This is a genomic window from Nitrospira sp. (assembly GCA_029194665.1).
Classification (GTDB): domain Bacteria; phylum Nitrospirota; class Nitrospiria; order Nitrospirales; family Nitrospiraceae; genus Nitrospira_D.
Map to the genome: position 1 here is coordinate 552412 of JARFXO010000003.1, position 15520 is coordinate 567931.

Annotated in this window: 12 protein-coding genes; 10 read left to right on the forward strand and 2 right to left on the reverse strand. The window is 55.6% G+C overall.

Features of this window, described 5'->3' with window-relative positions; all coding sequences use genetic code 11:
* The first annotated feature begins 107 nt into the window (after nucleotides 1-107).
* Entirely contained in the window at nucleotides 108-2906 is a 2799-nt protein-coding gene (locus P0119_12120) for a YdbH domain-containing protein (GenBank protein ID MDF0666801.1), read from the forward strand.
* Nucleotides 2903-3373 (forward strand): YnbE family lipoprotein, encoded by a 471-nt coding sequence (locus P0119_12125; protein MDF0666802.1) that lies wholly within the window; start codon nucleotides 2903-2905, stop codon nucleotides 3371-3373. The genes P0119_12120 and P0119_12125 overlap by 4 nt, the downstream gene beginning before the upstream one ends.
* 3 nt (nucleotides 3374-3376) lie before the next feature.
* On the opposite strand, the gene P0119_12130 is transcribed toward P0119_12125, so the two are convergent.
* Nucleotides 3377-4021 (reverse strand): sulfite oxidase-like oxidoreductase, encoded by a 645-nt coding sequence (locus P0119_12130; GenBank protein MDF0666803.1) that lies wholly within the window; start codon nucleotides 4019-4021, stop codon nucleotides 3377-3379.
* Between the two features lie 315 nt (nucleotides 4022-4336).
* Here P0119_12130 and P0119_12135 point away from each other — a divergent pair, with 315 nt between their 5' ends.
* Together P0119_12135 and P0119_12140 are read left to right on the forward strand one after the other, a co-directional pair.
* A complete protein-coding gene (locus tag P0119_12135; GenBank protein ID MDF0666804.1) occupies nucleotides 4337-5923 on the forward strand; it encodes a mercuric reductase in 1587 nt (528 codons plus the stop codon).
* A 14-nt stretch (nucleotides 5924-5937) separates the two neighbouring features.
* Nucleotides 5938-6684 (forward strand): DUF3047 domain-containing protein, encoded by a 747-nt coding sequence (locus tag P0119_12140; GenBank protein MDF0666805.1) that lies wholly within the window; start codon nucleotides 5938-5940, stop codon nucleotides 6682-6684.
* A gap of 68 nt (nucleotides 6685-6752) precedes the next feature.
* Here P0119_12140 and P0119_12145 read toward each other — a convergent pair whose 3' ends face one another.
* Nucleotides 6753-7148 carry a hypothetical protein gene (locus tag P0119_12145; GenBank protein ID MDF0666806.1) on the reverse strand — a complete coding sequence of 132 codons (396 nt, stop codon included), beginning with the start codon at nucleotides 7146-7148 and terminating at the stop codon, nucleotides 6753-6755.
* 338 nt (nucleotides 7149-7486) lie between these two features.
* Between P0119_12145 and P0119_12150 the strand changes: the two genes are divergently transcribed.
* The 6 genes from P0119_12150 (at nucleotide 7487) to P0119_12175 (ending at nucleotide 15518) form a co-directional block, all read left to right on the forward strand.
* Nucleotides 7487-10144 (forward strand): CBS domain-containing protein, encoded by a 2658-nt coding sequence (locus P0119_12150; GenBank protein ID MDF0666807.1) that lies wholly within the window; start codon nucleotides 7487-7489, stop codon nucleotides 10142-10144.
* 458 nt (nucleotides 10145-10602) lie between these two features.
* Nucleotides 10603-11079: an NADH-quinone oxidoreductase subunit A gene (ndhC, locus tag P0119_12155; GenBank protein MDF0666808.1), complete on the forward strand. Its 477-nt coding sequence runs from the start codon at nucleotides 10603-10605 to the stop codon at nucleotides 11077-11079.
* Nucleotides 11063-11770, forward strand: coding sequence for an NADH-quinone oxidoreductase subunit B (locus tag P0119_12160; GenBank protein ID MDF0666809.1), 708 nt, complete (start codon nucleotides 11063-11065; stop codon nucleotides 11768-11770). The genes ndhC and P0119_12160 overlap by 17 nt, the downstream gene beginning before the upstream one ends.
* Nucleotides 11767-13563: an NADH-quinone oxidoreductase subunit C/D gene (nuoC, locus tag P0119_12165; GenBank protein MDF0666810.1), complete on the forward strand. Its 1797-nt coding sequence runs from the start codon at nucleotides 11767-11769 to the stop codon at nucleotides 13561-13563. Before P0119_12160 ends, nuoC begins: the two co-directional genes overlap by 4 nt.
* Nucleotides 13564-13676: 113 nt before the next feature.
* On the forward strand, nucleotides 13677-14141 hold the full coding sequence (gene nuoE, locus P0119_12170) for an NADH-quinone oxidoreductase subunit NuoE (GenBank protein MDF0666811.1): 465 nt from the start codon (nucleotides 13677-13679) through the stop codon (nucleotides 14139-14141).
* 72 nt (nucleotides 14142-14213) lie between these two features.
* Nucleotides 14214-15518, forward strand: coding sequence for an NADH-ubiquinone oxidoreductase-F iron-sulfur binding region domain-containing protein (locus P0119_12175; GenBank protein ID MDF0666812.1), 1305 nt, complete (start codon nucleotides 14214-14216; stop codon nucleotides 15516-15518).
* Nucleotides 15519-15520: the final 2 nt, after the last annotated feature.

Sequence of the window (15520 nt, forward strand, 5' to 3'; positions counted from 1 at the left end):
ACGCCGATCGAACCGTGGCTTACAGCAGAGCCTTTCGGACCTCTTGACAGAGAGCACGGGTTTGTTTGACAACCGTCGTCAGGTTCTCAAGGCTGATCAGGAAATCCATGTTGTCCCAACGATACCAGATCGCCGTTCTGCTTGGACTGGTGACGGTCCTGAGCTGCTATTTGTTGTTGCCGTTGGGCGCCTCCTATCTATTGGCGAATAGACTTCGTGACCATGGGTATCGCAACGTCATCCTCCAGCTCGGCTATCCGGGCTGGGGACAGATGCGCATTCCCGTCGTCTCGTTTCAGCAGGATTTGGGCCAAGAACGACTGATGGTCTCGCTGACGGATGCGGAGATTCGCTATGACCCGGCTCAGCTGCTTCAAGGGCGTGTCGGTCGCATCGTCTTGCGCGACACGGCAATCCATGTGTTGAACGTTCAGTCCACAGATCCCTCCGCACAAAATGCGAAGGATACGGAGAGGCCTGATGACATGGAATCACCGTGGCGGCTGTTGACGGCGGGGGATCTCTTACGCAATCTCCCGATCCTCCCGTTCGATGAGTTGCAGCTGGATCATCTCACCATTTTTCGTGAGCAAGCGACGGGGCCCCTTCGTAGAGTGACGATTGATGGGAATTTGACGTATATCGGCAGAGAGGTGGGAGGTCACCTCGCGTTTCGTGGACGCGATACCGCATCGTACAACCTCGTCGTAGTAGGGCATTCCGCCAGTACCTGGTCGATGACCTTGGCGTCGCAACGATCGCAAGCGGCGCCGATTGTTTCCTTGCGGTCGCAAGCTCGTCCAAACGGCACACAAATCCAAATCAATGGGAGCTTTCAGGTCAATGTGCAAGAACTCGCTCCATTCATCGCACTCCTTGTCCCGATCGGGTCGGAACTGGAGAAGGTCACGGGAGAGGTGGCGATAGACTGGGCGGGAATTGCCGATGCGGAGGCCGCGCTCAAATCGTTGTGGGAAGACGAGCGCACACATCTGGACGGTACTATGCGAGTCAATGTCACGCTGCCGGCCCTGAAAGGCGTGGCCAAGGATATTGCGGTTGCTTATGCAGGCAAATTCAGAGGGAACGCCACTCAGGTCGACTGGGCCATGAGTCCCAGTGTCGTACTGACCGCGACGATCAACACCCAACCGCGCATTATTCCCGAAGCAGTTCGCTCGATACTTCCTCATGGGGATCAGCCGGTGCGGATTGAGAACAAGAAGCCCGTGCAAGGGACTTTCTATTGGAAGGAAACCCCCATACGTACGGTGGCGCAAGGACCGTTGCATGTAACGTACGGTCGGATACCCGAGCCATTGGTTGCGCAATTCGAAACCGCCCGCGCCGAGGGCGTCGGAACTGAGTTGGTGTCCGTTGAAGGAGCCTATTACCTGGAGGGGATCCTCCCAAAGGTCATTGCCGATCGGCTTTCAGCGAAAGAGGTGATAGGAAGAGTTCAGGGGACGGTCAAGCTGGCTCGGACGTATATACGTGGAATGCTATTACCGCCATCTTCAATTACGGCGAAACAGGTCGGACATGGCCCCACACTCATCTCAAATGTTACGTTGAATCTGTCGGAACCGCTGGCAGTTGAATGCGATCTGACGACGATCCACTGCAGTGGGGGAGCGATGATCGCGACGGTTCGAGCTCCGACTGTGAGACTCAGTGGTCGAAACTTTCACCTCGCACAAGGCGTCTTGAGACTTCAGCAGGCAGAAACGACCAAGGCTGCATGGGCTGCGCAGGGAACCTTGTCGGTCGCCGGGGTGAGGCCGGAACAGGGTTCTTGGTGGCCTTCAACGAGTGATTGGGCGGCCACGTTTTCGGCTGATCAGCTGGGCATCAAGGCCGACCTCCGAGTCGATACCCCGACGCATGCGGGGTTGATCACCGCCAGGATCGAACAGCCTCGGCAAAAGACGCAAGGAGTCATGCACGCGGTCATCGGTCCGTTGACGTTCAACGACACAGATCGGCGGTTCAGTCGGATGGTCATGGGTCTTCCCCCTGCTGCCGATCTCATCGATGGAATGTTCACAGCCGCCGTCGATGCGTCCTGGTCGAGCGACTTGCCTGACCGGATCAATATGATGAATTCGGTATCGGCGACCGCGAAGGTAGTGGCCGAGGACCTGTCCGGTCACTACTCCGATTATACCGTGAAGGGCTTGAGCACCACGCTGGTGTTAGCTATTCAAGGGTTTGAGTCAATTGTCATGACACAACCGGCCTCGATCTTTGTGGCGGCAGTACAGAACGGTGTGGAGGCTGCTGATCTTACGGCTTCCTACCAGATGAGATGGAAATTGTCGGATGATTTACCGATTATCGATGTCAGCGACTTCCAGTGCAAAATATTTGGAGGAACGATCAGTAATCCAGGTCCTGTGGTAGACTTGACCAAGCCACTGGCCGCAACGACGTTTTCTCTGCAGAATCTTGATCTCGCACAAATTCTCAGCCTGGAACAACAGAAGGGACTTCAGGGAACCGGAACCCTTCACGGGACTCTTCCCGTTACCATCACGGCGGGTGGGATCATCGTGAAAGACGGAGTGATCGAGGCACAGCCTCCCGGTGGTACCATACGGTACGCATCGACGCCCGAATCATTAAAGATCCTTGCAGAATCAGATCGACAACTTCAGCTCGTTGCGCAAGCGCTCACTAACTTTCAGTACTCGCTGCTGCGCGTCGACGTGCAATACGGCGAAACCGGAATGTTGGATCTGAATGCTCGGTTGGAAGGCAGAAATCCTGATCTCAGGGATACTCCCCCAATTCACTTCAACCTGACCGTGCAGGAGCACATCCCCACGCTCCTCAAAAGCCTTCACATGGTCGAGGATGTCCAGGGGACCGAGGAAAGCACATACAGACGGCAAGGGGCATTATGAATCGAGCCGTGCAGAGCGGAACTATACGAATAGGCGTCGGCGCGTCGGCGTGGCTCATGTTTCTTCTGACCTTAGCGGCCTGTACTCCGCGAGCGGAAGTTGCCACGCCGGAGAAACCGATCACGATCAATCTCAATGTGAAGATCGATCATGAGATTCGACTGAAAGTCGATAAAGACTTGGATCAGATCCTGTCGAACGAGAACGGACTGTTGGATGAAGCGAAAGGAAGGGGGTTGGTCGGTGAGAAGAGCAACGGCTATCTGGGAGCGGTGGGCCCATCCAATGCTGAAGCTCAAGCGTTGATAGTGGGCGTCAATCAGAAGCGGCGGCAGGCCTATGAAGATATCGCAAAACGAAACCTCACCAACGTCCAAACGGTGGAAACGCTCGCCGGGGATAAATTCATTCAGAATGCTAAGCAGGGACATTTTATTGAACGTCCGAGTGGATGGATCAGGAAATAGCCACTAGCCGTAACGATCGTTCTTCCACGGGAGCGCGCGGTTGGAATATCCGCGGACTTCCCAAAACCCTTTCTCATCCTGATCTGAAAACGTAATTTCCTTCACCCACTTCGCCCCTTTCCAGGCATAGCGTTTCGGAACGATCACGCGTACCGGCCCCCCATGGTCTCGGGACAGGGGTTTGTCGTTCCAGCTATGGGCCAGCAGCACATCGTCATCGTCACAGGCCTCAAGCGGGAGGTTCGTCGTGTAGTCATCGTAGGACTTGAAGAGGACAAACCGCGCAAGCGACAGCGGTTTTACGACGGAAATGAAGTGTCTGAAGCTCACGCCTTCCCAGTCGTTGTCGTAACGGCTCCATGAAGTAACGCAATGGAAGTCCGACCGGTTTTTGAGTTGGGGTTGTGCCAGAAATTGCTCCCACGTCAAGACAAGCGGGTGGGCGACAAATCCACCGATGCGGAGTCTCCAGTCGCCTAGTGGAATTTCCGGCTTGAAGCCTAGGTCCAGCACAGGAAAGTTGTCGACGAGATGTTGGCCTGGAGGTAAACGATCATTGCCCTCATAAAAAACTTCTCGTTCTTCACCTCCTCGCCGAGCCCGAGCCCATTGTTCTTTGGTCCTTGTCAGCCTGCTCGACTCGTCCATTCCGGCCTCCCTCTGGACAGACTACGGGAAGTGAGGCCGATCTGGCAACCCCACTGACCTGCGGCCGGTCTTGCACCTGAATGGCAACCGAACACTTCGTCGAGCAGCAACCTCCAGAGGACTCCTTGTTGGCCGCTCAGCCATGTAAGGCTTTTCGGCCTAGGAGGGCAGCCAGGCAAGCAGCGCACTCATGGCGCGGCCACGGCGATTGGGATCATTCCCGGTTCATTCGTGTATGCCTATAAACGGATTACAGCGAAAGCAGTGTGATGCATATCGCGTCGATTGACGATCTGCACCAAAGGATGTCAGGCTATGACTACGCAACCCGTCTCGAGAGTTATCGAAATGAGCGAGCATGACCACTCTCTGATGCTTCCGGACGACGAATATAATCAAGCGCTCGTCGCCAATGTGCATCCTGCCGATTGGATCAATCCAGAGCCGACCGGCCGCTACAACCTTGTCGTACTCGGAGCCGGGACCGCCGGATTGATCACGTCCGTCATCGCCGCGAGCCTTGGAGCGAAGGTCGCCTTAATCGAAAAACATCTGATGGGTGGCGACTGTCTCAATGTCGGGTGTGTGCCGTCAAAAGGAGTGATTCGAGCAGCCAGAGTCTGGGCCGACCTGCGGAAGGCCGCGGAGTTCGGCCTCCATATTCCTGCCGGCGTGAGGTATGACTTCGGCGCGGTGATGACGCGCATGAGAAAATTGCGGGCCCGCATCAGCCGGAACGACTCAGCCCAGCGGTATGCCAAACTGGGTGTCGACGTGTATATCGGCAACGGACGTTTTCTCGGTTTTGAAACGGTCCAAGTGGAAGGTCGGTCCGATAATCGGATTCTCACCTTCGCGAAAGCCGCTGTCTGTACGGGTGCGCGAGCGGCCATACCTGATATCCCCGGCCTTCAGGAAGCCGGTTATCTGACGAACGAAACCATCTTTTCTCTGACTGAGCTGCCGCAGCGTCTCGGTGTCATCGGGGCCGGACCTATAGGATGCGAGCTGGCACAGTCCTTCGCCCGCTTTGGGAGCCAGGTCTATCTGATCGAAGCGATGCATGGCATCCTGCCGAACGAGGATCGAGATGCAGCGGGTATCGTTGAACAACAGATGCTTCGCGATGGTGTGAAGCTGCTCTGCTGCGGAAAATATCTGAAGGTGGAAAAGATCGAAGGCGGTAAACGTGTGACAGTCGACTCACATGGCCGACAGTACGATGTCATCGTCGATGAGATACTCGTCGCGGTCGGTCGGATTCCGAACGTAGAAAAGATCGGGTTGGAGACCGCTGGAGTCTCGTACGATAAGAATGGAATCAGGGTGAATGCTCGATTGCAGTCGACTAACCCCAAGATTTTCGCGGCAGGTGATGTCTGCTCACGCTATAAGTTTACACATGCCGCTGATGCAATGGCGCAAATTATCATCCAAAACGCCCTGTTCCCTCACCCCTTGGGCTTGGGGTATGCCAGTGTCGAGTCGTTGAACATGCCCTGGTGTACGTTCACAGAACCAGAACTCGCCCATGTCGGAATATACGAAAGAGACGCAAAGGATAAGAGAATCGAAGTTGAAACCTATACATATGGATTGGATGAAGTTGATCGAGCAATCCTGGATGGAGAGGAGGACGGGTTCGCGCGGATTCACATTCAAAAAGGAACGGACAAGATTCTTGGCGCGACGGTAGTGGCGGCCCATGCCGGCGACATGATCAGTGAATTCTCTGTTGCCATGAAGGGTGGGGCAGGGGCCAAAACGATAGCCGGTACCATCCATCCTTATCCGACCCAGATCGAGGTGAATAAGAAAGTGGTGAATCTCTGGCGAAAGGCACACTTCACGCAGGGAACGAAGAACCTCCTCACGAAGCTCTTCGCGTGGCTGAGGCGATGATGACAGGACATGTGATGGCATCGACTAGTGTCCTTGCTTGGACGATGCTCATGTCACTCAGCGCCCACAGCCTTGTCTGGGCTCAAAATCCCGCGGCATTGGAGATTGGTAAGTTTTCAGCCGCCTCCGAGGGAGCAGCACTGCCCGACGGGTGGAAGCCGCTTACCTTCCCGAAGATTCCGAAACAGACGCACTACGAAGTCATCAAGGATGGCGGCAGGCTGGTCGTAAAAGCCGTGAGCGAGGCCTCAGCTTCAGGGCTAACCAAACAGGTCAAGATAGATCCTAAGGAATTCTCTGTCGTGCGGTGGCAATGGAAAGTCGAAAACCTGCTCAAGACCAGCGATGTCACGCGAAAAGACGGTGACGATTATCCGGCTCGGCTCTACATCACCTTCGAATACGACCCGGACAAGGTGAGCGTGGGGAAAAAACTCAAGTATAAGGCCGGTCGAGTGTTGTTCGGAGACATTCCCATCGGCGCGATCAACTATGTTTGGGAAAGAAAGGCGCCGGTCGACACGATCATCGATAATGCCTATACGGATTTCGTCAAAATGGTGGTTGTCGAAAGCGGACCACAAAAAGTCGGCACCTGGACGGACGAAGAACGAAACATCTATGAGGATTATAAAAAAGCCTTTAGCGAAGAGCCACCCATGATTAACGGCGTGGCGATCATGAGCGATACGGACAATACGAAAGAACGAGCCACCGCCTATTACGGCGATATTACCTTCGTCAAAGGCCGGGTGAACTAGGGAATGGTTGAGTCCTAGCCAAGCGGGCCGGTGTGAATTCCAGTCGGCCCGCTTACTTGAGACGGGTATTACTGAATCGAGTTGGCAAAACCGTTGCGGGTGATTTCGGCGCGTACGCGGTCGCCGACCTTCTTGCTGCCGCGCAATTGCGTGGTTTCGCGACTTACATAAACCTGAATTTGATTCCCTTCGAAGTCTTCGACCGTATAGACATTCCCGTTAATATATTTTACGGTGCCACCGATTGTTTTCCATGCCGGTCCAGGTTTACGGTCCGATCGATCAGCTGAGGGGAGGGAGGGAGATTTCCCTGTTGAAGCCCCCACCTCCGTCGCAGCTGACGAATAGACAACCGACTGGTTCACGTCCTTTGAGCTTGCGGCTGTCAGGGACGGTACAAGCAGAGAAAGAACGGCTAGACCTCGCAGGACACTTGGAGGGATCATTCTGAGTTGAATCTTCATTGAGCACCTCCTGGTACAAACGATGTGAATTGTACGAGTGGGCAGCAAAGTACGTGCCGATTGCGAGAGATATGGAAATGATGACTCTTGGTCAGTTACAGAAAATTGCTGCTGGAAAACATTGCGTTTCGATGAGACCGGAGAAAAAACGGCACATGGTTGGGCAAAATTGCACGGCGACCGCCGGACATGCTGATACATATTGAATGGCCGCAGCACCGCATGGCTGGCAGATCGACGAACTTATGGAAAGACGTGAAAGGCCTTGATGTCCACCTTGTGTCATAGACGCACAATCCAGCATGTCGCATGCAATAGGACCCTGTTAGAATGCGCGCATGGATGTCATTGCCACGCATGCCAACGCGGATTTCGATGGGCTTGGCTCCATGGTCGCCGCGCGCAAGCTGTTTCCGGATGCCAAGTTGGTCTTGCCGGCTGGGGGCCAGGAGGCTGTCCGTAATTTTCTTGCCGTGCACGAGCTCGACATCACGAAGCTCAAGGATATCGATCTTTCGCAGATCACCAGGCTGGTGCTGGTTGATACACAGGACTCGAACCGAATCGGAGCACTCAGATCGTGCATCGGGAATCCCGCAGTCGAAGTGGTCGTATTTGATCATCATGTCGAACCGGACTCATCCTGCGCTGGTTGCTCGAAGCAATCGATCATTGCGTCGGTCGGGGCGACGACGACAATTCTTATCGAGCAACTCCGGCGAGGGCATATCCCCGTGACGCCGTTTGAGGCAACCGTGATGGCCCTGGGCCTGTATGAAGAAACCGGGTCATTTAGTTTTGTTTCCACCACCGCCAGAGACCTCGAAGCTGGGGCGTTTCTCCTCGCAGCCGGCGCGGATCTGACCATGGTGGCGGAGACCCTACACCGTCCTCTGAATCCTGATGCTGTCGCGCTACTGAACGATTTGTTGGAACACAGCGAAGAGCATTACCTGGAAGGTCGCAAGGTCCTGGTGGCCACGAGCACGGTGGATCGCTGTCGCGGAGAAGCAGCTGACGTCGTGCATAGACTGGCCGAATTACAGGGTGTCGATGCCGTCCTTGTGGCGGTGATGATGGCAGATCGAGTGGAAGTGATCGGGAGAAGCCGCAGGCCTGAGATCGACGTCGGCTGGGTCGCACGGGAATTCGGAGGAGGAGGCCACGCCGTGGCGGCAGCCGCCGCGGTCAAAGGACGGACGCTTGCGGAGGTCAAGGAGAAGATCGTTCACCTGCTGACCACACACTATCGCCCGACTCTGCTGGCCCAGGATGTCATGACCCACCCGGTAAAAGCGATCGAGGTCGATACCAGCGTGACTGAAGCGGGAGAGCGGATGACGGCCTATGGGCTGAATGTTTTTCCCATCCTGGATGAAAAAGATCATTACACCGGGCTCGTCAGTCGGGAGTCGATTCAGAAAGCCTTGTTTCATCGGCTCGGCAAGCTGGCCGTGCGTGACATCATGCAGACCGATGCGTATACGGCGCGGACGGGCACTCCGTTTCATGAGATCGAAACGGCCATGATCGAGCGGAACCAGCGGTTTGTGCCGATCATCACAGAGGCGAAAATCGTCGGCGTCATTACGAGGACGGATCTGTTGCGGACCTTGCACGACGATGTACTGAAGATGGCTCGAATGCGGACGATACGCCCAAGCGAAACGGAAGCTGAGAGTGGAGGGTCGCGCCGCAACGTCAAGAGGCTGTTGCGGAGCCGCTTGCCGCAGCGCCTAGTGACGGTGCTGGAGGAGGCTGGTCAATTGGCTGACCGCTGCGAGGTCCCGCTCTTTGTCGTCGGCGGCTGCGTGCGAGACCTATTACTCGGCATCGAGAACCTGGATTTGGATCTTGTGGTCGAAGGCGACGGAATCGCCTTCGCCCACAAGCTCGGTGAAGTGCTGCAGGCGCGGGTCAAGGTACATGAGCGATTCGGCACGGCCATCTTGCTGTCGGCGGATGGCTTCAGGCTTGATGTGGCCACCGCAAGAACGGAATACTACGAATATCCGACCGCCCTCCCGACAGTGGAGCAAAGTTCCATCAAGAAGGATCTCTATCGTCGAGATTTCACCATGAACGCGCTTGCCGTCCAGTTGAACGGAAAGGGGTTCGGGGATGTGCTCGACTTCTACGGTGGGCAACGGGATCTGAATGACAAGGTCATCCGAGTCTTGCACGGGCTGAGTTTCGTTGAAGATCCGACCCGAGTCTTTCGCGCTATCCGATTTGAATCCCGGTTCGGGTTTCGTTTGGGAAAGGACACAGCGGCGTTGATCGCCGGCGCCGTCAAGATGAATCTGTTTGAACGATTATCCGGCCATCGTTTGCTGGAAGAACTGAAACTGCTGCTGGGTGAGCGGGAGCCGAAACAGGCGATCAAACGATTGGCGGAGCTCAATCTCTTGAAGTTCATCCATCCGAAGCTGAGTTGGTCAGACCGGTTGAACAGGTTGCTGGCCGCACTCGCGGAAACCGTCGATTGGTACCGGTTACTCTACTTAGATCGGAAGATGGAACCCTGGTTAGTCTACATGATGGGGCTTCTAGAGCTGTTGCCGGAACGTGCCGTGAAGGACGTGCTCAAACGATTTCCCTTTTCCGAGCAGGAAGCAGCCGGGCTCAAAATGGCCCACGTGGGCTGTCACAAGGTGATTCGAAAGCTTGCGACGAAGCGATCGCTCAAACCGGCAGAAGTGTACCGTCTGTTGTTGGGATTATCCGATGAGACACTGTTACTCATCATGGCGAAGAGCAAGGGAGAAACAGTCAAACGGCAGGTCTCGGCCTTCCTGACGACCTATCAGCAGGTGAAGCCGATTCTGACAGGCACCGATCTCAGGATGATGGGATTGAAACCAGGTCCGCAGTTCAAAAAGATCCTTGACCAACTGCTTGACGTGCGGCTGAACGGGGAGATCAAGACAGAATCGGAAGAGCGGGATCTGGCAATGAAGCTTATCGGGTTGAAAACGGATGGTAACGGGATGTGAGGGTGAACCACAGGGATAAGTTACGTAGGTATTTCATCGCTGGGAGGCAGCGGGAGTTTCTTGCAGTTCGCTGAGTCTGGTCATCCGACTACGTGCGATCGTCTTGCCTGGAGAACGGCTGAAAGCGCCTACCCGGTAGGGCCATTAATCAAGGCTGAACGCATCTGACTTTTCCTCCTGTTTTTCAGCATATTTCTTACCAACAATCCTCCCCCACAATTGAGCAGCAAGAGGGGTAACAGGCGTATGTCGATCCACAGCGCGACAATGATGAGCGGTGTAATCGCTGTTCTTTTCACCGTTGTCTGTTTGTCAGCTGTCCTCACGCCGATAGGCCTGCCTCTCTCCCTCTTGTACCTCCTACCCCTCGCGTCGACAGCATTGTTGCGACGCAGCGAGGAGATTATCGTGCAACTGCACTTTCAGGACCTCTTGGTCCATACCTCAGAAAGGCGAAAGTGTCTATAAGTAATTCTACCATTTTACAGGACCCTATTTGGCAGGTCTGCGTCTATGGGTTGGCTGTCGGCCTCGTAATTGTCGTCATGTTGGGATTCCCAGCGTTGCTAGGGGAGCGTCACTGGAAGAAATCCGAACGTCGATCCGAAAGCGCAACGGTCATTCCCTATGAATCTGGTATCAGGCCGACCGGCAGCGCTCAAGTTCGCCCGCCGGTGCAATATTACTTGGTCGCCATGTTCTTCGTCATTTTCGATGTTGAGGCGGCTTTTCTGTATGCCTGGGCGGTAGCTGTGCCGGAAACAGGCTGGCTTGGTTTCATTGAAGTGACCATCTTTGTTGCTCTGCTCTTGTCGGCCCTCATCTATTTATGGCTGACCGGAGCGCTGGACTGGAATACGCAGCGTCAACGGTCGCCTGTCCATCACCTCCGTACAGCAAGGATCAAGGAGCGGCGCGATGACAGGGTGGCGTAAGGGAAGGCTTGAAGGAGTGCGCATTCAGGAGGGCGGTGACGGCTCGTTGACCTCTGTTGTCGGTCAATCCGTACTCTTCGCCAGACTTCAAGATTTACTGGCATGGGGACGAACGAATTCACTCTGGCCGCTGAACTTCGGCCTGTCTTGCTGTTTCGTCGAAATGGCCACGAGTCTGACCAGCGTCTACGACGTTGCCCGGTTCGGCGCAGAAGTTGTACGAGGATCGCCACGCCAGGCCGACGTGCTAGTCGTGTCTGGAACGGTTTTCATGAAGGTCGCTCCCGTCATCAAGCAGCTCTACGAGCAGATGATGGAGCCGCGTTGGGTGATCTCGATGGGCTCCTGCGCGAATTCAGGAGGCATGTTCGACGCCTACTCTGTCGTACAGGGTGTCGATAAATTCCTACCGGTAGACGTCTATATGCCAGGGTGCCCTCCGCCACCGCATGCCTTCATGGAATGCCTTCTGCTCCTACAGAACAAGGTCGCATCGGAGCGCCGACCGTTGAGTTGGTGGTTCGGTCCGCAAGAGGTCCAAAAACCCATGATGCCATCAATGCGGGATGCGAAGCGAGAGGAGCGGACTCGTCAGCGCGAATATCCCGCCATCGATGTGTTACCTCGGACCGATCTGCTCTCACCCCACTTCGCAGGACAACCAGTCAGTCCTTCGAATCGGAAACCATGACCATACGATCATCGACCATGAACGATACTTCGATGGGTGAATGGACCGGAGTGGTGGCAGAGATCGAAGGTCGATTCGGTTCGGAAGGCTTTGTGACAGCAGTGCAACCAACAAAGGACGAGATTCCGACGATTTGGATCGAGAAGAACCGTCTGCCTGAGACGCTCCGCTATCTAAAATCTGAGATTCCTCGTCCTTTTTCCATGCTGTTCGACTTGAGTGCGACGGATGAACGGCTACGCCGGCACCATGAAGGCTTGCCGATCGGTGTCTTTACCGTCTTCTATCACCTCTATTCATTTGATCGGAACCAATCGATCCGCATCAAAGTGCCGCTCAACAGTGAGGCTCTTTCACTGCCGTCGATCGTCGATCTCTGGCCCAACGCCGATTGGTACGAGCGAGAAATCTATGACATGTTCGGCATTTCATTCGACGGTCATCCATGTCTCCGGCGTCTCCTCATGCCTCCCTGGTGGGAGGGGCATCCGCTTCGGAAGGATCATCCCGCGCGCGGGACAGAGATGGGGCGGTTCCAACTCCCACCAGAGAAGCTTGTCATGACGCAGGAGGCGCTGCAATTCAAGCCCGAGGAGTGGGGCTTGTCCCGCACACATCACGATCCGGACTTCGACTATATGTTCATCAATCTCGGTCCTGCCCATACCGGCACCCACGGTGTCCTCCGGCTCGTGACGCAGCTCGCGGGTGAAGAAATCATCAACATCGTGCCTGATATCGGATTCCACCACCGAGCGCAGGAAAAAATCGCCGAACGGCAGACATGGCATACGTTCATTCCCTATACGGATCGTGTGGACTACCTTCAGGGCGTGCTGAACGAGATGCCGTACTGTCTCGCGGTCGAACGGCTGGCCGGCATTGAGGTCCCAAAACGAGCACAAGTCCTCCGCGTCATGATGTCCGAATTCTATCGGCTCGCCAGCCATCTCGTCTGGTACGGCACCTTTGCGCAGGACATCGGCGCCTTGTCTCCGGTCTTTTATATGTTCAACGATCGGGAGCGAATCCATGCGATCACAGAAGCGATCTGTGGCGGCCGTATGCATCCGAACTGGTTTCGCATCGGCGGAGTCGCGCAGGACCTCCCGATTGGGTGGGATAAACTGGTTCATCAGTTCGTTGAATGGTTTCCAAGCCGGCTCGATGAGTACGAACGGCTCGTGATGGACAACCCGATTTTCAAAGAACGGACCGTCGGGATCGGTGCGTTTTCACGTGAAGAGGCCATCGCCTGGGGCGCCACCGGTCCGATGTTGCGCGCCTGCGGCTTGCCCTGGGATTTGCGCAAGGTTCGTCCTTATTCCGGCTATGATCAGTTTGACTTTGAAGTTCCGGTCGCTTCAAACGGGGATTGTTATGATCGAGCGGTGGTACACGTCTTGGAGATGCGCCAGTCGCTGCGGATTATTCGCCAGTGCCTCGACTCCATGCCCTCCGGTTCCTATAAGTCACTCGATCCGCTCGCGACTCCACCGCTTAAGGAACGCACGATGCACGATATCGAAACGCTCATCCATCATTTTGTAGGGGTGAGCTGGGGGCCGGTGCTTCCACCCGGTGAGGCGGAAGTTCCCACGGAGTCATCAAAAGGTCAGACCAGTTATTACTTGACGAGTGATGGGGCTCAGGTCTCGTACCGAACGAGAATTCGCACCCCCTCGTTTGCACACATTCAGATGGTGCCGCTCCTCGCGCGTGGCGAACTGTTGTCGGATCTGTTAGCCGTGCTCGGCAGCGTGGACTATGTGCTGTCGGATGTGGACCGGTGAGCGAGAGGAGCGCGAATGGCGGGAGGGGCGAGACGAGGATTGCGAGAAAGGCGAGAAATGGAAAGAGACCAGGCGGCTTGTCTCGCGCCTCTCGCTCGTCTCGCCGAGTACTTATGCTGACAGACATTGAACGCCGCGAGCTTGAAGGTGCGCTGAAACATTACCCCGACAAACGGGCGGGCGCCATCGACGCCCTGCTCATTCTACAGCGACGACGTGGGTGGATCTCGGATGACTCGCTCCTCGACATTGCACAATTCCTCGGTATGACGGGCGAGGATGTTGATAGCATCGCGACGTTCTACAACCTCATTTTTCGCAAACCCGTCGGTCGGCATGTGGCTTTCCTTTGCGACAGTATCAGTTGTTGGATCATGGGGTACGAACAGGTTCGCGCTCAGATCCGGAAAAGCTTTGACATCGAACTGGGGCAGACGACGCGCGACGGGCGCCTGACGTTCTTGCCGATCGCCTGCTTGGGACATTGCGAAAGGGCGCCGGCAATGATGATCGATCAGGACCTGTACGGCGGTGTCATGCCCGAACAACTGGAAAACATCGTGGAGAAGTACGAATAGATCAGTTTTGAGTTCTTACTGTTTGGTTCTCGGAAATTCAACCCAAACAATTCACCACTTAGATTATTGAAGATGGAACGTCCACTCACCCAGTACATCCATCCAGATGGCACCCCGCGATTGCTGCGGGAATACGTTAAAGACGGCGGGTATCGAAGTCTCCAAACGATTGCCGCCGGGATGGCGCCTCAAGATGTGCAACGTTTGGTCGCCGAAGCAGGACTGCGGGGCAGAGGTGGGGCTGGGTTTCCGACAGCCAGTAAGTGGAGTTTTGTGCCGATGGGGTCAGAGGCACCGAAGCCAAAGTACATCGTCGCGAATGCCGATGAAATGGAACCGGGTACGTTTAAGGATCGGGTCCTTTTGGAAGGTGAGCCTCACGGCCTCGTGGAAAGCATGATCATCGCCGGATATGCCTTGGAAGCAGAGGTCGGCTTCATCTTTCTGCGCGGGGAATATCATCTGGCTGTAGAGCGACTGACCCAAGCCATTGCCGAGACCTATGCAGCAGGGTATCTCGGCAAGCCTCTTCCCGGGACAGCCTTTCGTTTTGACCTCCATCTCCATGCCAGCGCGGGCCGGTACATCTGTGGAGAGGAAACAGCGCTGATCAATGCACTGGAAGGCAAACGAGCGGTTCCTCGAGCGAAACCTCCATTCCCACAGACAGTCGGCTTGTGGGGGCAACCGACGATCGTGCAGAACGTCGAGACGTTATACAACCTTCCTCATATCGTGAACCATGGTGCCGCTTGGTATCGCAGTTTGAGCCGGAGTAAGGACGCCGGCACGAAAATCTACGGGATAAGCGGTCGCGTCACGCATCCTGGATGGTGGGAACTGCCGCTCGGCACGACGGCGCGTGAGTTATTGGAACAGCACGCCGGCGGGATGCGCAGCAGCGTGAGCTTCCGAGGCTTGTTGCCCGGCGGCGCTTCCACGGCATTTCTGACCGAGGAACACCTCGATCTCCCCATGGACTTTTCTTCGATCCCGCCCCAGGTCGGCCGTTTCGGAACCGGTACCATGATCGTGCTCGACGACCACACCTGTCCGGTGGGGTTTGTGCTGAATTTAGAGAAGTTTTTTGCCCGCGAATCCTGCGGGTGGTGTACGCCTTGCCGGGAAGGGTTGCCGTGGGTGGCGCGGATACTTGAGTCCTTCGAGGAAGGACTCGCCACCCACGATGATCTGGCGCTGCTGGAGATGCAGGCCAAGTTGCTCGCCCCTGGTCATACATTCTGTTCTCTCGCGCCCGGTGCGATGGCCCCGTTGCAATCGGCATTGAAATACTTTCGCGACGATTTCGTACGGCATATCAGCTTGGGGCGATGTCCCTGGAGTAACAAGCCCGCGCAGCTGAGGGTCCTGGTTTAATT